23 protein-coding genes are annotated in these 25,982 nt (G+C 34.7%); 5 read left to right on the top strand and 18 right to left on the bottom strand.

Annotated elements, in window-relative coordinates; all coding sequences use genetic code 11:
• Nucleotides 1-120: 120 nt before the first annotated feature.
• The 11 genes from ACEN2K_RS00885 to ACEN2K_RS00835 all read right to left on the bottom strand — a co-directional run bounded on the left by ACEN2K_RS00885 (nucleotide 121) and on the right by ACEN2K_RS00835 (nucleotide 12,361).
• A complete protein-coding gene (locus ACEN2K_RS00885) occupies nucleotides 121-2,430 on the bottom strand; it encodes a penicillin-binding protein 1A (RefSeq protein WP_441757423.1) in 2,310 nt (769 codons plus the stop codon).
• Between the two features lie 7 nt (nucleotides 2,431-2,437).
• Entirely contained in the window at nucleotides 2,438-2,917 is a 480-nt protein-coding gene (locus tag ACEN2K_RS00880; RefSeq protein WP_441757422.1) for a gliding motility lipoprotein GldH, read from the bottom strand.
• Entirely contained in the window at nucleotides 2,901-4,208 is a 1,308-nt protein-coding gene (locus ACEN2K_RS00875; RefSeq protein WP_441757421.1) for a PSP1 domain-containing protein, read from the bottom strand. Before ACEN2K_RS00875 ends, ACEN2K_RS00880 begins: the two co-directional genes overlap by 17 nt.
• 185 nt (nucleotides 4,209-4,393) lie before the next feature.
• Nucleotides 4,394-5,770 (bottom strand): oxygen-dependent tRNA uridine(34) hydroxylase TrhO, encoded by a 1,377-nt coding sequence (trhO, locus tag ACEN2K_RS00870; RefSeq protein ID WP_441757420.1) that lies wholly within the window; start codon nucleotides 5,768-5,770, stop codon nucleotides 4,394-4,396.
• A gap of 352 nt (nucleotides 5,771-6,122) precedes the next feature.
• Nucleotides 6,123-6,611 (bottom strand): cupin domain-containing protein, encoded by a 489-nt coding sequence (locus tag ACEN2K_RS00865; protein WP_441757419.1) that lies wholly within the window; start codon nucleotides 6,609-6,611, stop codon nucleotides 6,123-6,125.
• A gap of 17 nt (nucleotides 6,612-6,628) precedes the next feature.
• Nucleotides 6,629-6,979 carry a DUF2200 domain-containing protein gene (locus tag ACEN2K_RS00860; protein WP_441757418.1) on the bottom strand — a complete coding sequence of 117 codons (351 nt, stop codon included), beginning with the start codon at nucleotides 6,977-6,979 and terminating at the stop codon, nucleotides 6,629-6,631.
• 97 nt (nucleotides 6,980-7,076) lie between these two features.
• Nucleotides 7,077-7,499: a hypothetical protein gene (locus ACEN2K_RS00855; RefSeq protein WP_441757417.1), complete on the bottom strand. Its 423-nt coding sequence runs from the start codon at nucleotides 7,497-7,499 to the stop codon at nucleotides 7,077-7,079.
• Nucleotides 7,500-7,743: 244 nt separating this feature from the next.
• Nucleotides 7,744-8,154, bottom strand: a complete 411-nt coding sequence (locus ACEN2K_RS00850) for a BrxA/BrxB family bacilliredoxin (RefSeq protein ID WP_367772957.1) — start codon at nucleotides 8,152-8,154, stop codon at nucleotides 7,744-7,746.
• Nucleotides 8,155-8,263: 109 nt separating this feature from the next.
• Complete coding sequence (locus ACEN2K_RS00845; protein WP_441757416.1) at nucleotides 8,264-9,415, bottom strand: lycopene cyclase family protein; 1,152 nt, start codon at nucleotides 9,413-9,415, stop codon at nucleotides 8,264-8,266.
• Nucleotides 9,416-9,589: 174 nt separating this feature from the next.
• Nucleotides 9,590-10,063 carry a thioredoxin family protein gene (locus tag ACEN2K_RS00840; RefSeq protein ID WP_441757415.1) on the bottom strand — a complete coding sequence of 158 codons (474 nt, stop codon included), beginning with the start codon at nucleotides 10,061-10,063 and terminating at the stop codon, nucleotides 9,590-9,592.
• A 45-nt stretch (nucleotides 10,064-10,108) separates the two neighbouring features.
• Nucleotides 10,109-12,361, bottom strand: coding sequence for a TonB-dependent receptor (locus ACEN2K_RS00835; RefSeq protein ID WP_441757414.1), 2,253 nt, complete (start codon nucleotides 12,359-12,361; stop codon nucleotides 10,109-10,111).
• A 104-nt stretch (nucleotides 12,362-12,465) separates the two neighbouring features.
• Between ACEN2K_RS00835 and ACEN2K_RS00830 the strand changes: the two genes are divergently transcribed.
• The 3 genes from ACEN2K_RS00830 to ACEN2K_RS00820 all read left to right on the top strand — a co-directional run bounded on the left by ACEN2K_RS00830 (nucleotide 12,466) and on the right by ACEN2K_RS00820 (nucleotide 15,560).
• Nucleotides 12,466-14,337, top strand: a complete 1,872-nt coding sequence (locus ACEN2K_RS00830; protein WP_441757413.1) for an Nramp family divalent metal transporter — start codon at nucleotides 12,466-12,468, stop codon at nucleotides 14,335-14,337.
• A 119-nt stretch (nucleotides 14,338-14,456) separates the two neighbouring features.
• Entirely contained in the window at nucleotides 14,457-15,110 is a 654-nt protein-coding gene (locus ACEN2K_RS00825; RefSeq protein WP_441757412.1) for a metal-dependent transcriptional regulator, read from the top strand.
• Between the two features lie 42 nt (nucleotides 15,111-15,152).
• Nucleotides 15,153-15,560, top strand: coding sequence for a hypothetical protein (locus ACEN2K_RS00820; RefSeq protein ID WP_441757411.1), 408 nt, complete (start codon nucleotides 15,153-15,155; stop codon nucleotides 15,558-15,560).
• A gap of 2 nt (nucleotides 15,561-15,562) precedes the next feature.
• Here ACEN2K_RS00820 and ACEN2K_RS00815 read toward each other — a convergent pair whose 3' ends face one another.
• From ACEN2K_RS00815 to ACEN2K_RS00800, 4 genes are all read right to left on the bottom strand, one after another.
• Nucleotides 15,563-15,691 (bottom strand): FeoB-associated Cys-rich membrane protein, encoded by a 129-nt coding sequence (locus ACEN2K_RS00815; RefSeq protein WP_441757410.1) that lies wholly within the window; start codon nucleotides 15,689-15,691, stop codon nucleotides 15,563-15,565.
• A gap of 4 nt (nucleotides 15,692-15,695) precedes the next feature.
• Nucleotides 15,696-17,795, bottom strand: coding sequence for a ferrous iron transport protein B (gene feoB / locus ACEN2K_RS00810; RefSeq protein WP_441757409.1), 2,100 nt, complete (start codon nucleotides 17,793-17,795; stop codon nucleotides 15,696-15,698).
• A gap of 1 nt (nucleotide 17,796) precedes the next feature.
• Entirely contained in the window at nucleotides 17,797-18,036 is a 240-nt protein-coding gene (locus ACEN2K_RS00805) for a FeoA family protein (protein WP_441757408.1), read from the bottom strand.
• Nucleotides 18,037-18,201: 165 nt separating this feature from the next.
• Entirely contained in the window at nucleotides 18,202-18,867 is a 666-nt protein-coding gene (locus tag ACEN2K_RS00800) for an SCO family protein (protein ID WP_441757407.1), read from the bottom strand.
• A 233-nt stretch (nucleotides 18,868-19,100) separates the two neighbouring features.
• Here ACEN2K_RS00800 and ACEN2K_RS00795 point away from each other — a divergent pair, with 233 nt between their 5' ends.
• The gene (locus tag ACEN2K_RS00795) at nucleotides 19,101-21,164 is read left to right on the top strand and encodes a M13 family metallopeptidase (protein ID WP_441757406.1); all 2,064 of its coding nucleotides are present in this window, start codon (nucleotides 19,101-19,103) and stop codon (nucleotides 21,162-21,164) included.
• Between the two features lie 185 nt (nucleotides 21,165-21,349).
• Complete coding sequence (locus tag ACEN2K_RS00790) at nucleotides 21,350-23,413, top strand: M13 family metallopeptidase (RefSeq protein ID WP_441757405.1); 2,064 nt, start codon at nucleotides 21,350-21,352, stop codon at nucleotides 23,411-23,413.
• A gap of 79 nt (nucleotides 23,414-23,492) precedes the next feature.
• On the opposite strand, the gene ACEN2K_RS00785 is transcribed toward ACEN2K_RS00790, so the two are convergent.
• The 3 genes from ACEN2K_RS00785 to ACEN2K_RS00775 all read right to left on the bottom strand — a co-directional run bounded on the left by ACEN2K_RS00785 (nucleotide 23,493) and on the right by ACEN2K_RS00775 (nucleotide 25,910).
• Complete coding sequence (locus ACEN2K_RS00785) at nucleotides 23,493-23,795, bottom strand: EamA family transporter (RefSeq protein WP_441757404.1); 303 nt, start codon at nucleotides 23,793-23,795, stop codon at nucleotides 23,493-23,495.
• Nucleotides 23,796-24,027: 232 nt separating this feature from the next.
• Nucleotides 24,028-24,429: a hypothetical protein gene (locus tag ACEN2K_RS00780; RefSeq protein ID WP_441757403.1), complete on the bottom strand. Its 402-nt coding sequence runs from the start codon at nucleotides 24,427-24,429 to the stop codon at nucleotides 24,028-24,030.
• Nucleotides 24,430-24,446: 17 nt separating this feature from the next.
• Nucleotides 24,447-25,910 carry a hypothetical protein gene (locus ACEN2K_RS00775; RefSeq protein ID WP_441757402.1) on the bottom strand — a complete coding sequence of 488 codons (1,464 nt, stop codon included), beginning with the start codon at nucleotides 25,908-25,910 and terminating at the stop codon, nucleotides 24,447-24,449.
• Between the last annotated feature and the right edge of the window lie 72 nt (nucleotides 25,911-25,982).

Raw genomic sequence — 25,982 nt, 5'->3', positions numbered from 1 at the left:
ATTAGTTTACTGGTTCTCTTTTATTTGAAATTGGTGAATATCGAATGAAATTGTATCCGCTATTGCTGAAGTTAATCACGACAGCTGTAACCTAATTTAGGTGATAGCCCCTGAGTCTTTCTAAAATTCAAATTCTTCTGTATCTTGAATAAGTCCAGTGGTATCTTTAACCGCTTTTGCTTGATAGCAATCCACTTTTATAGAGAGATTAGCTGGTCTTTCAAATTCTGCTTTTGAAACTTTTAATTCTGTATCAGCATAACATAATTTCATAAAATAAGCCCAAACAGGTAAGGCAGCTGTTGCTCCTTGACCATACGTAATGCTCTTAAAACGTGCTGAACGGTCTTCACAACCTACCCAAACTCCCGTTACTAAATTAGGCACCATTCCCATGAACCAACCATCAGATTGGTTTTGAGTTGTTCCTGTTTTACCTGCGATAGGATTAGTGAATTTGTATGGATATCCAGTTATTCTGTTGTATCCGTAACCACCACCTTCGGTTCTTAATCTGTTTCCTGATCCACCTTCTGTAACTCCTTCTAATAGCTTTATAATAGCAAAGGCGATATCCTTATTTAAAACATCATGTGATTCCGGAATCGGCTCGTAGATTACCACACCGCTTTTGTCTTCGATACGATTTAAAAATTGTGGTTTGGTATACACCCCTTGATTGGCAAACGTACTGTAAGCCGCTACCATATCTTCTACGGTAATATCTACAGCTCCCAAAGCAATAGAAGGCTGTACTGGGATTTCAGATTTGATTCCTAATTTATGTGTCAATTTTACAACGGCCTCAGGCCCCACCTTATCCATTAATTTTGCCGAAACAGTATTAATCGAATTGGCCAATGCCCTTTTCAAAGTAACCATTCCTCTGTATTTGTTGTCCGAGTTTCTAGGTGTCCAAGCTGCAGTAACATGGTGACGACCTACTGGCATGGTAAATGGTGCATCTATAATTGAATCACAAGGAGACATGTTTAGCTGCTCAATTGCAGTTGCATATACAAATGGTTTGAAGGTAGAACCAACTTGTCTTGCACCTTGTCCTACGTGATCGTACTGAAAATACTTGTAATTAATTCCGCCAACCCATGCTTTAATACTACCTGTTTGAGGCTCCATAGCCATTAAACCGGATTGTAAAAAGTGTTTGTAATAGCGAATAGAATCTATAGGAGTCATGATAGTATCTTTTTCTCCTTTCCAAGTAAACACAGTCATCTTAGTTTTTACGCTAAACGATTTGATAATTTCGTCTTCACTTTTATCCAATGATTTCAAAACAGCCCATCTGTTAGACGACTTCATTGCTTGCGTCAAAATACGTTGCGTTTCAGCACTAGATATATTAACAAAAGGCGCGTTTTTATTTGTTTTGGCTTGGATGAAAAATTCTTGTTGCAAATTAGCCATGTGAGCAGCTACAGCCTCTTCAGCATGCAATTGCATTCTAGAATCAATTGTCGTATATATTTTTAAACCATCTTTATAAATATCATAATCAGATCCATCTGGTTTTTTATTTTCTTCGACCCATTTTTTCATGTAATCACGCAAATACTCTCTAAAGTAAGTTGCTGTTCCTTCTCTATGACTCTCTAGTTTAAAGTTTAACTTAATTGGAAGGTTTTGTAATCTTTCTTTTTCTTGTTCAGAAATCATTTTACTTTTTTCCATCTGTGCCAAGACAACATTTCGTCTGTTTTTAACTCCCTGAGGGTTTCTAACAGGATTGTATAGTCCAGAATTTTTGAACATTCCTACTAATATAGCCGACTCGTCTACAGTAAGATCTTTAGGTTCTTTAGAAAAATAAGTCTGTGCAGCTGAACTTACTCCAACAGAGTAGTTACCAAAGTCATAGACATTACAGTACATCGCTAAAATCTCATTTTTAGTATACTGTCTTTCTAATCGAATGGCGATAATCCATTCTTTTGCTTTTTGTACAATTCTAAAAGGTAAGAATTTAGATCCCTCACCGTGGAATAATTGTTTCGCTAACTGTTGGGTTAATGTACTGGCTCCACCACTGCTTCCTAAACTGGCAATGGCTCTCAAAGTTCCTCTACCGTCAATTCCTGAGTGCTCGTAAAAACGTTCGTCTTCTGTTGCAATTAAAGCATCTACGAAATTTTTAGGAAGATCAGAATATTTTAACTGCGAACGGTTTTTTTGAAAATATTTACCAATAACCACCCCATCAGAAGAGATGATTTCTGTAGCTAGGTTAGAGTCTGGATTTTCTAAATCTTCAAAGGAAGGCATCGAGCCGAAAATTCCCCATGAAGCAAAAAGGAAAAATAAAACGATAGCACTAAGTCCATAAAGGAAAAACTTCCAAAATGTTTTAGTATAATATTTAAAATCGCCAGTATTATTTTTACCCGGATTGTTATTGTTTTTAGTAGCCATATACTATTTAGTCTTTGTTTTCTATTCTTAAACCCACTTCTGTAATTCCTTCTAACTGTGTCACACCGGGCACTTTTCCAGTTTCCCTAACAGCCTGTTTTATATTGACTTTATACTTGCCTCTAAATTTGACATTCTCTTTATAGAAAAGTTTACTTTCTTTAATATCAGTAAAACCATTTCCTAATAAAGTCCCGTCAGCATCAGCCATTTGGTATTCTAATGTGTCGACTTTAGTATAACCATTTGGTTTTTCTAGAGTTACAATTAAAAAGAGATTGTTAAATTGATAGTTGTTATTATCCCTAATGTTGATAAACAAATTGAATCTTTTTGTCGAATCTAATACAGGTAAGTTGAATGATACTACGCTGTCTTTATGCCATGCACTCCCTACAGATTTGTATTCATCAAAGACCCTTTTTTTATCACACGAAAAAAGAAGTACTGCTATCAAAAGAACTAAAATGCTATTTTTTAGCCTCATTTTTTTTAATAATTATAGGTTTTCTTGCTGCTGCTGGTCCTGGTCCAGCTGGTTTTTTCTCGTTAGGATTTCCTTGTTTTTTGTGAACTGGTTTTTTATTGTTAGGAACAATTTTATTGTCAGCTGCTTTTTTAGGGTTGGCCGTAATTACATTTTCACCTGCCTTTTTTGGCTTTTTATTCGGCCTTTTACTTTTCTTAGGCTGGTCAAAACGAGTTAAACTCTCTTGTCCCATTGCATTATTAAAGTCTTTTTCTGTTTCTTGAATGATTTCAATAGCGTAGTCCTCTAAGGCTGAAACTTTATTTTTCAATTTATTTTCAGCGATGATTTCTTTGACTTTATCAATTTTTAGTACATGCCAGTTAGCAAAATTATTAGTGTAAGCAAACCACATTAAGCCTTTAAAAATATCTTGCTTTTGGCAAATAGCATCCCCTTTTTCAGTAACTAATTTAGTCTCAAAATCAGGAAAACCTTTTAAGGCATCCATGTAAGTGTCTAATTCATAGTTCAAACAGCATTTTAACTTTCCACATTGTCCTGCTAGTTTTTGAGGATTTAAAGACAATTGCTGGTAACGTGCTGCAGATGTATTTACACTTCTAAAATCAGTTAACCATGTAGAACAACAAAGCTCTCTACCACAAGATCCAATTCCACCTAAACGAGCAGCTTCCTGACGGAAACCTACTTGCTTCATCTCTACTCTTGTGCTGAATTCTTTAGCAAAATCTTTGATTAACATTCTAAAATCCACACGATCATTTGCCGTATAGTAAAAAGTGGCTTTTGATCCATCTCCTTGAAATTCAATATCAGATATTTTCATTTCAAGTTTGTGCTGAATCGCTAATTCACGGGCACGAACCTTCATAGGCTCTTCACGTTCACGTGCTGCTGACCAAATATCAATATCTTTTTGTGATGCTTTTCTATATATTTTAGGAATTTCATTACCATTGTAATTCGCTCCTTTTTTCTTCATTTGAATCTTTACTAACTCACCTGTTAGTGTTACAATTCCTATATCATGTCCTGGAGAGGCTACAGTAGCCACAATATCTCCCATGGATAATGTTAATTTTTCTGTATTGCGATAAAATTCTTTACGACCATTTTTAAAACGAACTTCAACACAGTCAAAAGGAGCTTCTCCATTAGGTAAACTCATATTAGAAAGCCAATCGAAAACAGTTAATTTATTGCAGCTATCGGTGCCGCAAGTCCCATTATTTTTACAACCCTTAGGTGCGCCACCATCAGAAGTTGAACAACTTGTACATGCCATAATTTTATATATAGTGTTGTGATAAACACAACTTATGTTCTTAAAACGATTAATGTGTAAAGATAGTATTTTTTAAGCGTAAGAAGCAAAAGTTAAAATGGACAAAGAATTTAAGTTGTATAAAAATAAAATCCCTTTTTCAATTGTTTGAAAAAGGGATTTAGAAGTATTTTATTATATAAAGTTTAGTCTAAAACTTTATATAATTTATCTGATAAACGAATTCTAAAAGGCAATTTAAACGTACAAATATCTCCCACAACTGCTTTCTCAGCAACCGCGTCGTTTACTAACATTTCAGTAAGCGTTAATTTTTGTTCTCCTGTTGTCATTCCTTTAATCAAAATGGTATCCCCAATTTTAATTTCGTTTTCCTCAATTGTAAATTGACCAATGCTTGGTTTTGGATAAAAATGAGTTCCGCTACCTATGTATTGTTTTTTGATCTTTGGCGTTTTTTTAGCCAATGCTTTCGATTTTGTCAAATCGGCAAGATTAGGAACTGCTGCCAAAGGATCTTGATTGGCTTCTCTGTTTTTAAAAGTCAACACATCCGATTTTCCTTTTTTGAAAATCTTATTTCCATTTTTGATACCACGGCGAATTGCTTTTTGCTCTTCCTCTGGTAAATGAATTATATCTACACATTCGGCTGAACAACAACCTTGCATCGCTTGTGCACATTCCTCACATTGAATAAACAACAAATGGCAACCTTCATTAATACAATTCGTATGTACATCACAAGGTTTCCCACATTGGTGGCATTGCGATACAATATCGTCAGTGATTCTTTCGCCTAAGCGGTGATCAAATACAAAGTTTTTACCAATGAATTTACTCTCTAGATTCTCTTCCTTAATTTGCTTTGCATAATTAATGATACCACCTTCTAACTGGTACACATTTTTAAACCCTTGATGCTTAAAGTAAGCCGAAGCTTTCTCACAACGGATTCCTCCAGTGCAATACATTACCAAGTTTTTATCTTCCTTAAAATCTTGTAATTGTTCATTGATAATTGGTAATGATTCTCTAAAAGTATCCACATCAGGCGTGATGGCACCTTTAAAGTATCCAATCTCACTTTCGTAATGATTTCTAAAATCAACTACAATCGTATTGGGATCGTCCAAAATAGTATTGAATTCCTTCGCTTTTAAGTGAACACCAATGTTGGTTACATCAAATGTTTCATCATTCAAACCATCAGCAACAATCTTGTCACGCACTTTAATGGTGAGTTTTAAGAACGAGTGATCGTCATGCTCTACGGCAATATTCAAGCGCATTCCTTTCATAAAATCGTATGCTTCAATGGTGTCTTTGAAAGCATAGAAATTATCGGCCGGAAGAGATAACTGAGCGTTAATACCTTCGGTGGCGACATAGATTCTACCAAGGACTTCCAGAGAGTTCCATGCTAGGAATAAATCGTTACGAAATTGTGTGGGATCTTGAATACGCGCATAAGCATAGAAAGACAAAGTAAGTCTTTGTTTTCCGGCATCATCAATCATGATGGCTCTTTCTTCTGCGCTTAAAGTGTTATACAGTTGCATGCTATAAACGGTTTAAGTGTGAAAAATTATTTTTGCAAAAGTACGGAAAAGTTGTAGAGTTTCAAAACTGCAGAGTTACAGAGTTTCAAAGCAACAGAGTTTCAGAGTTTCAAAGCTGTAGAGTTTTAAAAAAAACGTAACTGATCTTAATTTATGAATAGTTTTGCTTTAAAAGTTTAGGAGCCATTTCCAGCTTTCCGCTTTATCTCTTGTTTCTGCTATCGCTACAACAAGAGGATATCGCTGCAATCTGGGCTAGGCTATTTTTGGCAATAGAATTTTTAGATTTTTAATTAGGAGCCACACGAAAGGATTCGTGCGGGAGCGGTGTATCTGCACAAATGAGTCATTACTAATCCCAGTAATCTAGGCTATACAGTTTTTGACCATATTTATCAGAAATTCGAGCCATATCCTCTTTAATTTCCGAAACAAGATTGTCTTTCTTTGCGTCCATATAATCAGCAACTTCATTAAAAAATGCTTCTAAACCAGCAGGAATTACGGTGCATAACAATTTTGCAGGTTTATCAGAAAGATTTTTGAAGTTATGAACAATTCCTCCTTTTGGGATAGCAACAAAAGAGTCTTTTTTAGCAGTGAACTCTCCTGTTTCTGATTTAAAAAGAACTTCACCTTCAAGCACATAAAATGTTTCTTCAAAATCGGGATGAGAATGAGGAACGGGTCCTGCTCCTGGTGGGACAGTCATCTCAATAACCGCAAATGAACCATTGTTTTGTTCCCCCGAAATGATAATTCGGTATTCGCCTCCTGCAATATTCAGTTTTTGTCCTTGATTATAACTGGTTGTTATTATATTAGTTTCTTTATTTGTCATTTTTATTCAAACCCAATTTACTTTCTTAAAATTTTTTCCATTGCCTTTCCTTTGGCCAATTCATCAATTAACTTATCCAAATAACGAATTTTTTGCATGAGTTCATCTTCAATATCTTCTACGCGATACCCACAGATTACTCCTGTGATTTTGGAAACATTGGGATTCAATTGTGGTGCTTGAGCAAAAAAAGTTTCGAAGTCTGTTTTATTATTAAGTAGTAATTGCAGAGCTTCTTGGTCATAACCAGTAAGCCAAAAAATAATGGCATCTACATTTTCTTTTGTTTGTCCTTTTTTCTCTGCTTTATTCACATAATGAGGATATACACTAGCAAAAGCCATTTTAAATATTTTTGTGTTTTGCATGAACAACTTTTTTAATGTTTACTTTTTTACAAACTTTTTGGCCACCGATCGTAAAATCGTGATAATTGTCTCCTTGTAGCTGTGTAATTGATTTTTTTTAGCTCTTTTTTAGGCCAATTTTAATAAAGCCAGTTTCCATTTTCATTTCAATAAAGAGGATGTAATCTCTATACACGAATGGTATTTCATATTTTTTATCTTCATCATCAATAAAAATGATTTTTTTATTGACTTGATCTATTTTGAATTGGCCATAAATTTTACCGATCATAGGGCTAGTCATAGTGTAACTTCCATTACTCTCAAAATCATAGGTTATTGGAAAAATTAGTATTTCTGACATTTCACGGAAATTTTCAGCTTCATTTTTTCGGGTTGTATCCTTATAATAAATTGAATCATTTATTTTATTATAATAACAAATTTCATCTTCATAGGATATAACGTTCCATTGGCCAACTAATTCTTGAGAGTTGACTTTTATAGTCAACAATAATATGATGATTATAATTTTTTTCATATTTTCTTTAACTGTCTTTTTATTCTCAAATATAAACAACTTTATCTTTATTGCACCACAGATCTTCTAGCCCAGATGGGAACGGCATCCTTTTACTGGCTTCTTTAGCCAGGAAAAGATATAGTGTACAGCTGGAAGAAGCTCCAAACAAAAAACCGCAGATTCACAAATTTTTAAATCTGCGAATCTGCGGTTAAAATCTTGCGAAACTATCGCAATTCTTTGTGCTACTTGCTATTAAATACTAACAGTATTCGTTAAATGCATCTTGTAAGTTCTCAGCGATCATTTCAGCTGGGCGACCTTCAATGTGGTGACGCTCTAACATGTGAACCAATTCTCCGTTTTTGAACAACGCCATACATGGTGATGATGGAGGAAAAGGGAACATGTGTTGTCTTGCTGCATCAACTGCTTCTTTGTCAACTCCTGCAAAAACCGTGATTAAATGATCTGGTTTTTTTGCTCCGTCTAAACTCATTTTTGCTCCTGGACGTGCGTTTCTTGCTGCACAACCACAAACTGAATTCACCACTACTAGTGTAGTTCCTTCGGCTTTGATAGCATTGTCTACCGCATCAGCGCTATGTAAATCTTGAAAACCTGCTACTGTCAATTCAGCTTGCATTGGTTTTACCATTTCTTCTGGATACATATCTTTGTATTTTAAATATTAATGTTTGAAAGTGCAAAGTTACGAAGTTTAAAAAGAACTCCATTATTTGCATTATAAAGTTTTGTTATTGTTTTATAGACGACTTAATTTACTTAAATAAATACTTGGTTGACCGCAGTAAAGCCATGATAAAAGGCGTTTTAGGACATGTTAAAATTACTTTTATATCCTCGTAAAGCGAGGTTTCTTCGTCTAAGAATTTAAAAATCAAAGCAGGACTTCCTTTTTTAAACATTGACGAGAATATTGTGGCTCCCAAATCATTTTTACGATCTAGAATATCCAATAAAAGCAAGTCGTAAAACCAGAATTTAGTTCGTTTATGGAATTTCCTGAAGTCCGTTTTCTTTTCTAAAAACGCAATTAAAGCTGTTGATTTTTTATCCGAATTTTTAAACGTATAGCCTGTACTGGCTTTGGTCCATCCGCCAGCAGTTCCTATATTGAGAACGCGTTGGGTATTTTTTTTCCAGAAAGGATAGCAAGTCATTGGGATGCTGCCTTGTTCTTTTTCGGTTATTTCGTAATCAGTGATTCCGAGTTTTGCAATGTAATTTTGAATTTCGGTTTCGTACTCGCTTTTGGCTAATAATTGATGTGAAAACAAAGTGTACTCTAGCAAGGCTTCGGTGGTTGAGGTAGGTAAAACATACATGAATCGCGTGTTCCCTTTTTGTTCCACCGAAAAATCCATGAAAGTCGCTTGGTCTGGATTGAAAACGGCTTCCTTACTTTTTATAAACCAACCAATAAAATGCTGTTGTAAAACCGGATATTTGGTTTGGCTTTCGACTTCAAACTTTCTATAAATGCTGTTAAAGAGTTTATCGCCTGTGAAACTTTGGGTTTCGGTAGCGACGTAAACATGCGTTTGGAGTTCGTTGATGTCGGTTACTTTCTCATTGAGGAAGTGGATGTTTTTTTGTTTCGAAATCAACTCAAACACCTGATTGTAAAAATCCAATCCATTTATTCTATTGTACTGATAGGGTTTTAAATCTAAATCCCGACTAAATCCTTCACTAGCAAATAAAGCCAAATCCCATTTTTTTGTAATAGATTTTTCCCAAACGGATTGTCCCTCTTGCCAGAAACACCAAGTTCTGTCATTGGTTTTCTTTGCGTCATCATCAATTAGCAAAATGGATTTATCTGTAAAAGCGCCCGATTGAATCATTTTATAAACAGTCATCAATGCTGCTAAACCCGAGCCTGTAAAAATGTAATCATAGTGTTTCATAAACGGTACTAGAAATTTATTCCAAAAATAGGGATATTATTTTTTAGGCTGTAGCCAAATATCTTTTTTTACCACAGTTTAAAGGATTTATAAAGGATTTTCTTTATCAGTTTTGGACTGTAAAATAATCTGTGCTAATCTTTTAAATCGGTAGCAAAAAATCAGACCTGGTAATTATTTGTAATCCATTTTTTCAAGAATTTTAAGGAAAGTCTTAGCTGAAATATAGGAATGTTGTTGAAAAATAATTGACGCATCTGTTGCTAGAACTGTTAGCGTTGGATACATCACCTGACCATTAATAGTAGCCAAAGCTGTTGCCAATTCATGAATGCCTGTATTCGTTCCAGTAGGTTGAAACTGAAAAGTATTTTGATTGAAAGCAATCGGTTCCTTAGTTTCTGCATCAAATGAAATGAAATAAAAATTAGTGTTTAATTCCGCAATAACCTCTTTATTTTTAAAAGTATTGTTTTCCATCATTTTGCAGTAGTTACACCAATAAGTATGGATAAACACCACAATGGGTTTTGGATTTTCTTTTGATAATAATTCTGCTTCCTGAAAAGTGTAGGTTTTCAGTTGAGCAAAACTAGATTGCATTACTATTACGATAAGGATTATAAAGGCTGCTTTTTTTCTAAACATATAAGTCATGTATGTTGTATTGCGTTTATAATATTTCAAAAAAGATTACTTCAACGAGTATCTTAAACCAAAGAAACTGCGAATTCCTTGATTAGGTCCATACACATAACCAGGGTCAAAAGTCAGCGCATACGGATTATCTGGAGTGGCTTGCACGTTACCATTTGTGTCGTATTGTATATTTTTATCGAATGGATCATTGGCTCTAGCGATAATAAATGGATTTCCTTTGTTGGGCGTCCAGTTCAGTATGTTTTTTACTCCGCCGTAAATTTCGATATTCTTGAATTTATTAAAGGTAAATTGGATGTTTTGAATGCTCCAAGTTGGCGAGTACTCACTTCGTGGATCTAAATCTCCCAACAATGGCAAACGCATTGGGCCATACACATTTCCGGTGTAATCAATGTCTAAAGACAATTTGTTGATTCGGTACGAAATCGCCCAAGTAGCCGAGAATTTTTCGGTTAGAATTTGCTGGGTCGTAACATTGTTTTCAGTTTTGGAAACATTCATATAAGTCGCACCAAGGATCATTTTCAAACCATTATTGAACACAAAATCGAGGTTAGTACTAATTCCCTTTGTCACCGCATGACCTTCTAGATTTTTATAAATAATCTGGTTGGGATTGGTATCATAATCTGGAATAATCGAATTGCTGAAACGCGTGTACCAAGCTGTTGTTTCAAAGCCTATGAAATTCCCGTTGTTGGTATAGATTTTTTTCAAATAATTGATGTTCGCATTAATAGAGCGTTCTGGTTTTAGTGTTTCTAGAACAATTACCTCTCTGGATCCGGTTAAAGCGGCATGTTCTTCGGTAAAAAGATTCACAATTCTAAAACCTGTCCCTGTATTGAAACGCAGAATATTATTGTCGTTGATTTTCCATTTATAAGCAAATCGTGGCGTAAAAATGTTTCCGTGGTTGTTGTTGTAGTCATAACGTGCTCCCAATAATATTTTGTGATTGTCATTGAAGGCTATTTCGTCTTGAAGAAATAGACTCGGAATCCAATTGACATCTTCAGTAACCGTTGCAGTAGTGTTGTCATCATAATATTGATAACGCAATGCAGTTCCAAAAAGTAAATCGTGTTTGCGCAGTTTTTTGTCCCATGTCAGTTGCCCAAAACCAATGCGCTGTTTCGCTAAATAAGGAATATTTCCATAAACCGAGTTTTGATCATGGTCTGTGTAGGAGAACGAAAACAACATTTTCTCTACTGTAGGTAATTCATAAGCACCTAGTAATTCCCAACGTTTCGTATAAATGCTCTCACCATAGACTTCGTCACCTCCGCGGTATTTCTTTTCCCATTGCAATTCGCCTCCCCAGCGGTCTTCATAGAAAAAACGTCCCGCTAGTGAAAGTTGCTTTTTGCTTTTTCGATTAAAATTCCATTTTTGAAAAACCGAGATACGATCTTGCAAAGTGACATCAGTAAAATTATCGTTGTTGTTGTCAATAGGATTGCTGTAATTAAAATAATTCACTCCCGTTAAAACCGAAGCCGTTTTGCCTAGATTCCCTTTGAAACCTAAATCTACATTGAGTTCGTCCCAATCAGTTACAAAAGAGTCTGCTGAAAATAGGGGAGCGTTGCTTGGATTCTTCGTTATAATATTAATCAATCCGCCCACAGCTTCGCTTCCGTATAGGGAAGATGCTGGTCCTTTTACAATCTCGATACGTTCTAATAGAGAATTCGGAATTCCAGATAATCCATAAACGGTAGACAATCCGCTCACAATAGGCATACCATCAATTAATACTAAAGTGTATGGCCCTTCGAGTCCGTTGATGTGAATGTCTCCCGTATTACAAACATTACAATTTAGTTGTGGACGGACACCATTTACATTTTGCAAGGCTTCAAAAATATTTGCTGTTGGATTTTTCTTAAAAAAAGTGGGTTTGTAAACTTCTACAGGAACAGCGCTTTCTAAACGACTAACTGGTTTTAACGTTCCTGTTATCACCACCTCGTCTAGGGTATTGTTTTCTCTTAGTCTAAAATCAAGAACCGTTTCGGTGCTGTCAATAAGGGTGATCGTTCTTTTTTCAGCCCTGAATCCAGTGTAGGAAACAGCGATTTCATACTCCCCTGCAACCAAATTATTTATAAAATAATTTCCGTTGCTATCTGTAACGATGGATTTTGTTGCTTTTTTGATCAAAATATTAGCCTGCGGCAAAGGTATTCCATCTGCGGAGACGTTTCCTTTTATAGTCGCTTGCGCAAAGGAAAGGCTTGTAATTAGTAGGAAATATAGAAAAATTATGTTTCTCAAAGTATTATTTTTTTGTTGTGTTTAAATATAAATTTAGGCAAATCTAAAAATTATATTTGATATAACAAAAAAACATAATTATATTTGCCTCAAATAGTTATCAAATGGGTAAGTCGTTAGAAGAAGTAAACCAGTCGGTTTCCACTCAAAATAAGAAATCAGTCTTTCGCAAAATATTAGCGTTCTTTGGTCCTGCATACTTGATAAGTGTAGGATATATGGACCCAGGAAACTGGGCTACTGACCTTGCTGGAGGAAGTCAGTTTGGGTATTCTTTACTCTGGGTTTTATTGATGAGTAATATCATGGCGTTGCTTTTGCAAAGCTTGAGTGCTCGATTAGGAATTGTAACCCAACGCGATTTAGCACAAGCTTCTCGCGAAACCTATTCGCCTTTTATCAACTACATTTTGTACTTCTTGGCCGAAGTTGCCATTGCAGCCTGTGATCTCGCTGAGGTATTGGGAATGGCCATTGGTATTAACTTGTTGTTTGATATTCCGTTGATTCAAGGGGTAATGATTACGGTTTTAGATACGTTTTTGTTATTGTTCTTAATCAATAAAGGGATTCGTAAAATGGAAGCGTTTATCATTGCCTTAGTACTGGTTATTGGAGTTTCATTTGTTTTCGAAATGTTCTTTGCACAACCAGAATTAGACAAAGTGATGTTAGGATTAATACCTTCGATGCCTAATGAAACAGCCTTGTACATCGCAATCGGGATCATTGGAGCCACGGTGATGCCGCACAATTTATATCTGCACTCTTCTTTAGTGCAAACCCGTAAATTTGATAGAACGACTGCCGGTATCAAACAAGCTTTAAAATACAATTTCATCGATTCGACCATTGCATTGAACTTAGCGTTCTTTGTCAACGCCGCCATCTTAATTTTGGCAGCAGCCACATTTTATAAAGTTGGCATGCATGAAGTTGCCGAAATTCAAGATGCCCATAAATTTTTACAACCCTTATTAGGAACCAAGTGGGCCCCTATATTATTTGCCGTAGCCTTAATTGCAGCGGGACAAAGTTCGACAGTAACAGGAACTTTAGCCGGACAAATCATCATGGAAGGGTATTTGAATTTACGAATTCAGCCTTGGGTACGCAGAATCATTACGAGATTAATTGCCATCGTACCAGCAGTCATTGTGATTACTATTTTTGGCGAAGGAGTAACAGGAAAGTTACTGATTTTCAGTCAGGTGATTTTGAGTTTACAATTGGGATTTGCCATTATTCCGCTGATACATTTTGTGAGTGATAAATCAAAAATGAAAGGTTTTCACATTGGTAAATGGACACAAATCGCTTCATGGATTGTCGCTTCAATCATTGTAGTTTTAAATGGGAAATTAGTTTTGGACGAAATTAACGGTTGGCTAGAAACCTCTGACAACCCAATAGTGCTTTGGCTTACTGTAGTTCCGTTGGCGTTAAGCTTTTTGGTTTTATTGTTATACATCGTAATTAAACCTTTTATTTCTAAGTCTAAAACAGCTTTTCAAAATCATTCGCCACACAATTTAAAACTTCGCTTTTCTAAATCAGAAGTGTATACTAAAAAGAATATTGCCGTTTCTGTAGATTTTTCAGCTGCTGATGAAGTAGCTTTGAACAGTGCATTTGAACTAGGTGGAGCAGAGGCTAATTATACATTGATTCATATTGTTGAAACTGTGGGTGCCCTTATGTATGGAGAAAACATTGATGATCATGAAACCTTAGTAGATGAGAAGTTACTGGAAGAATACAAAGAAATGTTGTTTGAAAAAGGATTTAAAGTCAGTACCCAACTAGGCTTTGGAAAACCAAATAAAATAATTCCCGAAATTGTGAACCAAGGTAACTTTGATATTTTAGTAATGGGAACGCACGGTCATACCGGTTTCAAAGATTTGATTTTTGGAACTACGGTGGATAAGTTGAGACACAAAATCTCTATTCCGTTATTGATTGTTAGAGATTAAAAAAAATGAGAAGCTATTTCCCGCTATCCGCTATATTTTTATCTTTTTAAGAACCTGGATTAAATTCAGTTTACAATAAGATAAAGGATGTCGCTGCTATCGGGGCTAAAAAAAAGAACATGACACTTTCAGAAGAAAATTATCTTAAAGCCATATACCATCTTACCGTTATTTCAAATGCTGATGTAAGTACAAATGCCATTGCCGAAATGATGGAAACCAAAGCTTCGTCAGTTACTGATATGCTTAAAAAACTGTCCGAAAAGGATCTGGTTAATTATAAAAAATACCAAGGTGTTTCACTAACCGATGCTGGAAAGTTAGCGGCTAAAATGATTGTAAGGAAACACCGCCTGTGGGAAGTGTTTTTAGTAGAAAAATTAGATTTTTCTTGGGATGAGGTACATGATATTGCAGAACAATTAGAACACATTAAATCCGAAAAACTTATCAATAAATTAGATGACTTTTTGGGGAATCCCACAGAAGATCCACATGGAGATCCCATTCCCAATGCTAAAGGAGAGATCTTTAAAATAGACAAACAATTGCTTTCAGAGCTCATTGAAAAGCAACAAGGCATTTGTGTAGGAGTGAAAGACACTTCTTCAGAATTTCTTAAATACTTAGACAAACAAGAGATTGCTTTGGGTTCTAAAATCGAAATATTAGCAAAAGAATCCTTTGACCTGTCGTTAAGAATAAAAGTAGATGGCAAGAACTTGACAATTTCAAATAAGATAGCCAGCAACCTATTTGTGAAAACGAATTAAGGTTTTCTTACTACCTTTACTACAACGCTTTAAAATGCAGCAATGAAAAAAAATATCTTGTTAATAGTATTGTCTTTTAGTTTAGGCTCTTTTGCACAAAATAAAGAGAATAGTTCTTTCAAGATTACTCAAAAAGAGTGTTTGAAAAAGTCGGGTTTTACGCTGGTTCTTAAAAGTGTAATTACTGACTCTAGATGTCCAGAAGGCGTTACTTGTATCTGGATGGGAGAAGCGCAAATCGTGGTATCTGTTTACAAAGACAAAAAATTAATGGAAGATAAAACACTAGTACTTTCTGCTAAAAAAGAGCAAGAGAATCAGCAATGGTTTGCAACGTACCTTCCTGTAAAATATAAGAAAGTGCAAACAATTGATCTGGAACCTTATCCAAAAAAAGACAAGCCAATTGTGCCTAAAGATTATTTTTTAAAAATAGGATATCTCAAATAATTTTAGTGGCAACCACAATCATCGCTTCCACAGTTTTTAGCTGATTTTTTCTTTTTAAAAAAATACTTTTTAATTAGAAAACCAACCGCAACTGCTAGGGTTATAAAAGCTATTATTTCTTGTAACATCATTTATTTATTTTAATATTTGGTACGCTAATAGTGCTAAGATATAAGCAAAACCACTCATAAAAATTAACTGTCCCACAGGCCATTTCCAAGAATTAGTTTCCTTCTTAGTTATAGCTAGCGTACTCGCGCACTGTAACGCAAATGCATAAAACAATAATAACGAAATACCAGAGGCAAAATTGAATATTTTGTCACCGGTTGCTGGATTGATTTCAGCAGCCATTTTGTTTTTAATTGTATCTTCATTGTCAGTACCACCGACACTATAAATCGTTGCTAAAGTCCCTACAAAAACCTCTCTAGCGGCAAATGAACTAATAATGGCTATTCCTATTTTCCAATCGTAACCCAAAGGAGAGATTGCAGGCTCGATGGTTTTACCCATGATTCCTATATACGAATTCTCCAGTTTGTAAGAGGCTATCTTATTGTCTAACTCTTGTTGTGGTAAAGAAGTATTCTCAATTTTAGATTGTACAATTTGTTCAGCGTTCTTGAATTTTTTCCCAGGGCCATAAGAAGCTAAAAACCATAAAATAATAGAGATCGCTAAGATTATTTTTCCAGCACCATAAACAAAGGCTTTGGTTTTTTCCACTACATTAATCGCGACGTTCTTAAACATGGGCAATTTATAATTAGGCATTTCTACCACAAAGAAAGTTTTGCCTTTTATTTTCATTACTTTGTTTAAAACATAAGCTGATAAAATAGCCATTCCAAAACCTAATAGGTACAATAACATTAATGTTAATCCTTGTAGGTTAAAGATACCGAGAACATGGGTGTCTGGAATAACCAGTCCAATGATAATAGCATACACAGGCAGTCTTGCTGAACATGTTGTAAACGGAGTGACTAATATGGTAATTAAGCGCTCTTTCCAGTTTTCAATGTTCCTAGTTGCCATAATAGCAGGAATCGCACAAGCAGTTCCAGAAATTAATGGCACTACACTTTTACCAGATAAACCAAATTTACGCATGATCTTGTCCATTAAGAAAACCACCCGACTCATATAACCGCTTTCTTCTAGTATCGAAATAAACAAAAATAAGAACGCAATTTGAGGAATGAAAATTAAGATTCCGCCTATTCCAGGAATAATTCCTTGCGAAATTAAATTAGTCAATACTCCTGCTGGTAAGGATTCGCTAGCCCAAGTACTTAAAGAGGCAAAACTACTGTCAATAAAATCCATAGGAATGGTTGACCACTCAAAGATCGACTGAAAAATGATAAACAAAATAGCAAAGAAGATCGCGTAACCCCACACTTTATGCGTTAACACGCGGTCTAGCTTAGATCGGAAATCCTTAGCAATTGATGAGTCTACTTTTAAACCTTCTTTTAAAACATCATTTATAAATTGATAGCGTTTTATTGTTTCTTTTTGTTGCAAACGTTTTAAATCAGAATGTGATTTAGTAAACGAACTGTGAATTTCTTTACGTTCTAAGTTCAAGAAGTTCACATCTTGGGTAATCACTAACCACAGTTTGTATAATAGTTGGTTAGGAAAGGCTTTGCGTAAGCTATCAAAATATTCAGGATCTATGCTTGATGCATTCAAACAAGGTTCACTTGAAATAGTTTTGTAAGTGATGATCATTTTTTTCAATTCATCTATCCCGAAACCTTTTCTTGAACTGATTAATGCGATTTTTGTTTTTAAGTGCTCTTCTAAATACGGAATATCGAGTGTAATCCCTTTGTGTTCCATTCTATCCGCCATATTAATCACTAATATCGTCGGAATTTCAAGGTCTTTTATTTGGGTAAAAAGTAGTAAATTACGCTTCAGGTTTTCAACGTCAGTTACTACGAGAGCAACATCAGGATATAGTTTGTCATTTTTGTTCAACAGTAACTCAATAACAACATTTTCATCAATCGAGCTTGCGTTTAAGCTATAAGTTCCTGGTAAATCTAAAATGTTAGCTTTTATATTATTTGGCAGCTTACAAAACCCAATTTTTTTTTCAACAGTAATACCAGGATAGTTTCCTACCTGTTGGTTTAAGCCAGTTAATTGATTAAAAACGGATGTTTTACCTGTATTTGGGTTGCCTATTAAAGCGACGTTGATATTTTGGTTAATCATTTTAAAGCTTAATTTTGATTACTTCAACTTCAATCTCTGTAGCGGTTTCTACCCTAATGGCAAGGTGTGAACCATTTATATTTAAATATAAAGGATCGCCAAATGGGGCTATTTGTAATAACTCAACAGTATTTCCAGGCAAACAGCCCATTTCGAGCAGTTTCAACGGAATAACATCAATATCAAAGTCTTTGATAATGGCTTTTTCGCCTTTTTTTAGTGAATTTATCGTAGTACGCAAGTCTTATTTAGATTGAATTAAGATTGCAAAAATACATATTATAATACAAAAACGACGTATAATTATCATTTTTGTACTTTATTTGAATCAATTTAACGACCTAAAAAATAGCTCTAATCTGATTAGTTTTTGGGTTAAATTAAATGGAGCAAATTAAATTTAGAATTATTCTTGACTTAAAAAATTAATGTCCTCTATTAATTTCTGGATATCTTCTTTTTTAGTGCCGTCATAAAATCCTCTAACTCTTCTTTTGGCATCTACTAAAACAAAGTTTTCAGTATGCACCATATCATATAATTCTTCGGGTTTTCCTAGTTTAACTGCTAGATAAGATTTTCTGGCCATCGTATAAATTTCTTTCTTATCGCCGGTAACTAGATTCCATTTTTTATCATCTACACCGTACTTTTTGGCGTAAGCCTTCAAAACAGGAACGCTATCCGTTTCAGGAAAAACGGTATGAGAAAGCAGCATCACTTTTGGATTATTGCTAATGGCTTTTTGAACATCAAATAAATTAGCAGTCATTTTAGGACAAATAGAACCACAAGTGGTGAAGAAAAAATCGGCCACATATATTTTACCCTCATAATCTTTTTGAGTAATGGTTTTGCCATTTTGATTGGTAAAAGAGAAATCAGCTATGGTATGGTATTTACTAATGTATTGTACTGTACTGTCAACCAATTCAGGGTTCACATCTGATGGATTGTATATGGGTAAAGTTTTGCTGGGTTTAAGAGCAACATAGAATAGGTATAATGTGATAATAGAGAATACTAGGAAAATACCAATGAATATTCGGTATTTCATAAATATAGATTTCATATTCAATTAATTTATTTTTTAAAGACCAAAATATGTTTGACTTAAAGTTAATAGCTGTTCACTATTATAATTTTAGCGATTTGGTCTTCTTTTATTTTTTTACAAAAATACAAAAATATAAAAAAACAACGCTCTTTTGTGCTGATAATCAAAACTGTAATTTCGATAAAATTTTAACAGTTATTAAAACTTTTATCAATAGCTTTGTGATAATAACTAAACCTTAGAAAAAAATGAAAATAAAGTTGAATAAACAACTGCTTTTTGTGATTCCTGCAATTATAGGATTTACAGAAGCGCAAGCTCAAAAAAAACCTACTGTTAAAGAACCTGGAATCAACATTTCTTACTTTGATAATAAAGTAAAACCTGCTGATGACTTTTTTAGATTTGTCAATGGTACTTGGTTAGACAAAACGGAAATTCCGAATGACAGAACCTCATGGGGAAGTTTTAATGAACTGCTTAAAAAAACAGATAAGGATGCACTAACGATTTTAAAAGAGGCATCTAAGAATCCAAAATACAAATCGAATACTGATCAAGGTAAAGCCATAAATCTTTACAACAGTATTTTAGATACAGTTACCAGAGACAAACAAGATATTATTCCGTTGTTGCCGTATTTAGCTAAAATTGATAAGGTTAGAAATACTACTGACTTACAACAACTTTTAGTAGAAATGGAGCCTATTGGTGGGATTGGTTTTTTTGGTGTTGGTGTTGGAGCCGATGATAAAAACAGTGCTAAAAACTCATTAAGTGTTGGTGTCGGTAGATTAGGTTTACCAGACAAAGATTATTATTCTTCTGAAGAAAAAGATACTAAAGAAAAGCGTCAAAAATACGAGCAGCATATTGCGAGAATGCTTCAATTTATTGGAGAATCTCCAGAGCAATCTAAAGAAAGTGCCAGTAAAATCTTAGCGTTAGAAATTGAAATGTCTCAACCTCGTTTGGATAGAGTAGAGCGCAGAGATGGAAGATTACAGTACAACCCGATGACTGTTGCTGAGTTACAAAAAATGACTCCTGCTATTAATTGGAATAACTATTTTAATGCGCTTGGATTTACAAAATTAGATACTGTTATTGTTTCGCAACCAAAATACATGAAGGCATTGCAAAACATTCTTGCTGAGAACAATGTGTCTGCTTGGAAAGAATACATGAAATGGAACTTAATTAACGGTTCTACTTCGTTATTGTCAACCAAAATTGAGGATGCTAATTTTGATTTCTACGGAAAAACAATGACTGGTGCGATTAAACAAAGACCACGCGAAGAGAGAGCATTACAAACAGTCAATGGAACTATTGGGGAAGCTTTAGGGAAATTATATGTCGAAAAGATGTTTCCTGCTGAAGCAAAAGCCAAAGCAGAGAAAATGATTCAGAATATTATTAGTGCGTACCAAAGTAGAATTTCAAATTTAACTTGGATGTCTGCAGAAACAAAGACTAAAGCAATTGAAAAACTGAATAAGATTACTATCAAGATTGGTTATCCTGATCAATGGAAAGACTATTCTAAATTAGAAATTAAAAGTATAGCTGACGGCGGAAGTTATTTTGAAAATATTAAAAACCTGTCTAAATGGGGTTTCCAGAAGGATATTGATAAATTAAACAAACCAGTAGATAAGACAGAATGGTATATGTCGCCACAAACCGTTAATGCGTACTACAATCCTTCATACAATGAAATTGTATTCCCTGCAGCAATCTTACAACCACCTTTTTATAATTACCAAGCTGATGAAGCAGTAAATTATGGTGGAATAGGAGCAGTTATCGGTCATGAAATCTCTCATGGTTTTGATGATTCAGGTGCACGTTATAATGCAGATGGAAATTTAGTAGACTGGTGGACTGCCGAAGATTTGAAACAATTTACTACTCTAGGAACTGCTCTAGCAGATCAATACAGTGCATTAGAACCTTTGCCAGGAGTACATGTTGATGGTAAATTTACGTTAGGCGAAAATATTGGAGATTTAGGTGGTGTAAACGCCGCTTACGATGGTTTACAATTGTATTTAAAAGAAAATAAAAATCCAGGACTTATTGATGGATTTACTCCTGAACAACGTTTTTTCATAGCTTGGACTACGGTTTGGAGAACAAAATCTCGTGACGAAGCAATTAAAAGTCAAGTAAAAACTGACCCTCATTCTCCAGGTATGTATAGAGCCTATGTTCCAGTACAAAATGTAGACGCCTTTTACAAAGCATTTGATATTAAAAAAGGAGACGGTATGTATATCAAACCTGAAAAAAGAGTTAAGATTTGGTAATAATCAAAACCATAACCTTCAAAAATCCCAAGTGAAAGCTTGGGATTTTTTCATTTGTAAAAAATCTATCGGCTACAATTGTTAAAATTGTATACATTGGAATTTACTTTTATATATTTATAAATTATTTTGTTGCTACAAAGATTTGTATTTGTGCACTAAGAACTAACTAATCCACTTTAAAAATGAAAAAGAACAGCAATAGACAGCTCCTTTTTGCAATTCCTGCACTACTAGGACTATCCGTTATGCAAGCACAGACTGAGCAGGCAGTAAAAGAACCTGGCATCAATGTCAATTATATGGACAAGTCAGTGAAGCCAAGTAATAATTTCTTCCAGTATGTAAATGGAACTTGGCTTGATAATACTGAAATCCCATCAGATAGAACGCGTTGGGGAAGTTTTGACGAATTAAGACAGCGCACCGATGCAGATGCATTAGCGATCTTAAAAGATGCGGTAAACAACCCAAAGTATAAATCGGATACAGATCAAGGGAAAGCGATCAACTTGTACAAATCAATTTTGGATACAGTAGGTAGAAACAAATTGGGAATCGCACCACTAAAACCGTATTTGAAAAAGATTGATGCTATTAAAAATAGCAAAGATTTAGAAGCGCTTTTAATCGAAATGGAACCTCTTGGGGGAATTGGATTCTTTGGTGCTAATGTTGGTGCTGATGCTAAGAACAGTAATCGAAATGTTGTTAGTGTAGGTCCTGGAGGTGTGGGATTACCTGATAGAGATTATTACGTATCTGATGATGCTGATTCCAAAGAAAAGCGAGAGAAATATGTACTTCATGTTGCAAAAATGTTAGGTTTTTTAGGTGAAAAACCAGCAGAAGCTAAAACACACGCTGAACAAATTTTGGCATTAGAAATCCAAATGTCAAAACCAAGATTTGACCGTGTGGAAAGAAGAGACAGAAGAAAATCGTACAACCCAATGACGGTTGCCGACTTGCAAAAGTTGACTCCATCGATCAACTGGAATAATTATTTTACTCAAATAGGTTTAAAAAATGTTGATTCTTTAATTGTTTCACAACCTAAATACATGACCGCCTTAGAGGGAATCTTGAAGGAGAACAAGGTGAGTGAGTGGAAGGCATATATGCGTTGGGCGTTATTGAATAGAGCTTCAAGCCAATTGTCTACTAGCATCGAAGACGCTAATTTTGATTTCTACGGTAAAACCTTAACGGGTGCTGTAAAACAAAGACCTCGCGATGAAAGAGCCTTGCAAGTAATTAACGGAAGAATAGGAGAAGCATTAGGGAAATTATATGTAGAGAAAAAGTTTCCGGCTGAGGCCAAAGCCAAAGCAGAGAAAATGATCAAAAACATTTTTATTGCTTTTGAAAACCGCATCAATAATTTGACTTGGATGTCGCCTGAGACTAAAGTAAGTGCGATTGAAAAACTACACAAATCTAAAATCAAAATTGGATATCCAGACAAATGGAAAGATTATTCAGCATTAGAGGTAATTAGCCCTGAACAAGGAGGGACGTATTTTGAAAACACAAGATTGATGTCTAAATGGCGTTTTGAACAAGATCTAGCCGACTTGAACAAGCCTGTGGATAAAACAAGATGGGGAATGTCTCCTCAAACAGTGAATGCGTATTACAACGCGTCTTATAATGAGATTGTATTTCCAGCAGCGATTTTACAACCTCCTTTTTACAATTATCAAGCTGACGAAGCAGTGAATTATGGTGGAATTGGTGGCGTAATTGGACATGAAATTTCGCATGGTTTTGACGATTCAGGATCTAGATACAACGCTGATGGTAATTTAGTTGATTGGTGGACTGCTGAAGACTCTAAACAATTTGCAGCTTTAACAACTGCTCTTGCTGATCAATACAGCGCTTTAGAGCCATTACCAGGAACTTTTGTTGATGGAAAATTTACCTTAGGGGAAAATATTGGTGACTTAGGTGGAGTAAGTGCTGCTTATGATGGACTGCAATTGTACCTAAAAGAAAACGGCAATCCAGGATTAATTGATGGTTACACACCAGAACAACGTTTCTTCATTTCTTGGTCAACGATCTGGCGTTCTAAATCCCGTGATGAGGCAATTAAGAATCAAGTGAAAACAGATCCACACTCGCCAGGTATTTACCGTGCTTATGTGCCATTACAAAACATTGATTATTTCTACAAAGCATTCGATATTCAAGCTAATGATGGGATGTATATTGCTCCTGAAAAAAGAGTACGAATCTGGTAAGAAAAATGTCTTTATAAATCAAAACCCCAAGTGTAAGCTTGGGGTTTTATTATTTTATAGTGGATTAGCGGAAGGTAATTTATATTTTACTAGCCAAAGCTTTTCTACGTGTTCTTCGAATAGAATGATTCACCATATACAATCCAAAAAGAGTAATTCCTCCACCAATAGCGATCGCAACGCTAAGAGATTCTCCAAATAAGAGCGCACCAAGTAGTACGGCTACAATAGGATTGATATAAGCGTAGATACTACTAACCTCGGATGGTAATTGTTGTAGCATATAGATATAGGCCATAAAGGACAGTATGGAGCCCACAATCACTAAATACGTAATAGCATACCAAGAGGTGACAGGAATAGAACTTATAGCTACCGCCATACCGCTTGTTTCTTAAATGGTCAATAATAGCAAACTCGAAATAAACATTTGCAATCCCAAACTAAAATAAGGGTTAAAAGTGGCCGCTTTTTTCTTAGTATAGAGACTTCCAAAAGCCCAAGTTATCGTTTTTGCTAATGTAGTTTTGTGGTTTGTTTCATGATTTGGTTTATAAATTTAGGGCTATTCATTCTCATTTGTGGGCACGGGTTACAAGTGAGAGACTGGTGGTTTATTTAGATATGACTATTGTATCTGTTTTTCTTTCATTAAAATTTCCAGAACTTATTTCAATAAATAGATTCGCTTTGTCCTCTATGATACTTTCCACATTTATTTTAATTAAATTTTCGACTAGGTATAATTTACAATCCAGATACTCTTCATATTCACAAATAGAAATATAAATATTATGTGAAACTTCATCCGATTCAGGATTTCCGGCACTGCCTGGTAAATTTGTTGTTATAATTGTTTTGACCTGATATTGAGAAAGGTCAAATTTTTTGTATTCAATAATCTTTCCTATGAAACTGTTTAATTCGTTGCTTTCTATTTTTTTATAAATAATATTTTGAGCTTTGCTAGATATAAACAGTAGAGATGTTAAAAAAATAATTAAGTGTTTTTTCATAATAATGGATTTGTTGATTAATTACTTTGAACCGATACATGTATATGGTCTTGATGTCCGGCAATAAGCCAATTTAGATTTACAGATCCGTTCGGAAGCGTCTTGTGTTTAAATGAAGGACCAAAATTCTCTCTAATTTTCGGATAATCATCAAAAGCTTCTTGCAGGGCTTTAACTTGAGCGTTTCCGCCTAAATTAATCATTTTTGTTCCATTAATTCTACTTATATCAACTGCCGTGCCTCTTGGGTGATTACTTGTAGAGGAATGAGTGCCATTTGTTGTGGCTGCTATATATATAGAAGTGATTTTTAAAGAATTTTCTAGTTTACTATTTGCCAAATTCAGTGCAAATTTTATACTATTTACTAAATCTACAGCAACCTCATTGTTTGAATTTTTATTGTCGCTTTGAGTGGTTCCAAAGGTTATTGTCAATGTAGAACCATCATTCAGAATAATACTTTTTGGAATCAACTGTTTAGGGCCTGAATAATCAACGTTATCGCCATCACCGTCACCCATAAATCCATCAGAAGAATAGCCAAAATTATTCATCATTGAGTTCATCATTTCTATAGCAGCACCTTTACTTTCTTGCGAAACATTATCTAGATATAAATTCAGTATCATAGTATATTCATCAGCATTAACAATAGCCCACTCTTTCAAATCATTTGATAGATCAGCCCAAAATGCAGCTGCTGTTTCTGCTTTTTGTAATAATATGAATGATTTTGGATTACTTAAATCAAATAAGTTAGGATCTATAACATATCCGCTGGGATCAGTTAAATTAGGGCTACTGCCACCACCACTTTGAGATTCACTATTTGGTGTCTCTTCTAAAGCTTCTACAGCTTCACCGTCTACTGGTAGGCTAAAACTGTAATAGTCTACGCAAAGATTACAATTGTCACAGGTTCCACTGGCGCAATCTCCTGTCCCTGTACAATGCCTATTTCCAGTTACAAAAACGGTAGTGTAACCTGTACCTGAACCTGATGATTTTGCATAGGACTTATTAATAGGGTTTTGATATGTAGCTGATTGATAAACAAGTCTCATTTTACCTCTAAATTTTCTCGCATTACCAGTAATAAGGTCTTTATAATTTTGATCTGTCGGTATCATTTCGATTATTGATGTTTCCCAAACTCCATCTTTATTGTAAATAGTAAGATTAAAAATACTTTTTCGCGTGATTATTTTTGGAGTAATCTTAAAAGTATACGCAGTTTTATTTCTTACTACAAATTGTTTAATGTACGTGGTATCAATGTTGAAATCATTTACAGTGTACTGATTTTTTTCAACTTTTTTAGATTGAGCTTTTAAAGAGACTATTGGTAAACTAAAGGTGTTTTTGAATTCTATCAATCCAGTCTTATTTTTAAACTGATTGAATGAAATCTCATTTTTTTCAGCCTCAATTACATTATTTTCATTAATGTCTTGAGTGTCTTGGCTGCAATTAGTCATAGAGTACACTAGTACAAACAGGAAAAGAAGTTTGCTAATAAAGCTTTGTGGTTTGTGGTTTGTGGTTTGTGG

It is taken from the genome of Flavobacterium sp. W21_SRS_FM3, from assembly GCF_052113625.1.
Classification (GTDB): domain Bacteria; phylum Bacteroidota; class Bacteroidia; order Flavobacteriales; family Flavobacteriaceae; genus Flavobacterium.
The sequence above is the reverse complement of the archived record's forward strand: the minus strand, read 5'-3'. Positions and strand labels throughout refer to the sequence as shown.

Coding starts and splice junctions, on each gene's coding strand:
- trhO (WP_441757420.1), bottom strand. CDS start 5,770: ATGCAACTGTATAACACTTTAAGCGCAGAAGAAAGAGCCATCATGATT.
- ACEN2K_RS00815 (WP_441757410.1), bottom strand. CDS start 15,691: ATGATGTTACAAGAAATAATAGCTTTTATAACCCTAGCAGTTGCGGTT.
- ACEN2K_RS00845 (WP_441757416.1), bottom strand. CDS start 9,415: ATGAAACACTATGATTACATTTTTACAGGCTCGGGTTTAGCAGCATTG.
- feoB (WP_441757409.1), bottom strand. CDS start 17,795: ATGATTAACCAAAATATCAACGTCGCTTTAATAGGCAACCCAAATACA.
- ACEN2K_RS00865 (WP_441757419.1), bottom strand. CDS start 6,611: ATGACAAATAAAGAAACTAATATAATAACAACCAGTTATAATCAAGGA.
- ACEN2K_RS00785 (WP_441757404.1), bottom strand. CDS start 23,795: ATGGCGGTAGCTATAAGTTCTATTCCTGTCACCTCTTGGTATGCTATT.
- ACEN2K_RS00830 (WP_441757413.1), top strand. CDS start 12,466: ATGGGTAAGTCGTTAGAAGAAGTAAACCAGTCGGTTTCCACTCAAAAT.
- ACEN2K_RS00880 (WP_441757422.1), bottom strand. CDS start 2,917: ATGAGGCTAAAAAATAGCATTTTAGTTCTTTTGATAGCAGTACTTCTT.
- ACEN2K_RS00820 (WP_441757411.1), top strand. CDS start 15,153: ATGAAAAAAAATATCTTGTTAATAGTATTGTCTTTTAGTTTAGGCTCT.
- ACEN2K_RS00795 (WP_441757406.1), top strand. CDS start 19,101: ATGAAAATAAAGTTGAATAAACAACTGCTTTTTGTGATTCCTGCAATT.
- ACEN2K_RS00850 (WP_367772957.1), bottom strand. CDS start 8,154: ATGTATCCAGAAGAAATGGTAAAACCAATGCAAGCTGAATTGACAGTA.
- ACEN2K_RS00875 (WP_441757421.1), bottom strand. CDS start 4,208: ATGGCATGTACAAGTTGTTCAACTTCTGATGGTGGCGCACCTAAGGGT.
- ACEN2K_RS00885 (WP_441757423.1), bottom strand. CDS start 2,430: ATGGCTACTAAAAACAATAACAATCCGGGTAAAAATAATACTGGCGAT.
- ACEN2K_RS00780 (WP_441757403.1), bottom strand. CDS start 24,429: ATGAAAAAACACTTAATTATTTTTTTAACATCTCTACTGTTTATATCT.
- ACEN2K_RS00855 (WP_441757417.1), bottom strand. CDS start 7,499: ATGAAAAAAATTATAATCATCATATTATTGTTGACTATAAAAGTCAAC.
- ACEN2K_RS00825 (WP_441757412.1), top strand. CDS start 14,457: ATGACACTTTCAGAAGAAAATTATCTTAAAGCCATATACCATCTTACC.
- ACEN2K_RS00790 (WP_441757405.1), top strand. CDS start 21,350: ATGAAAAAGAACAGCAATAGACAGCTCCTTTTTGCAATTCCTGCACTA.
- ACEN2K_RS00775 (WP_441757402.1), bottom strand. CDS start 25,910: ATGACTAATTGCAGCCAAGACACTCAAGACATTAATGAAAATAATGTA.
- ACEN2K_RS00800 (WP_441757407.1), bottom strand. CDS start 18,867: ATGAAATCTATATTTATGAAATACCGAATATTCATTGGTATTTTCCTA.
- ACEN2K_RS00840 (WP_441757415.1), bottom strand. CDS start 10,063: ATGTTTAGAAAAAAAGCAGCCTTTATAATCCTTATCGTAATAGTAATG.
- ACEN2K_RS00860 (WP_441757418.1), bottom strand. CDS start 6,979: ATGCAAAACACAAAAATATTTAAAATGGCTTTTGCTAGTGTATATCCT.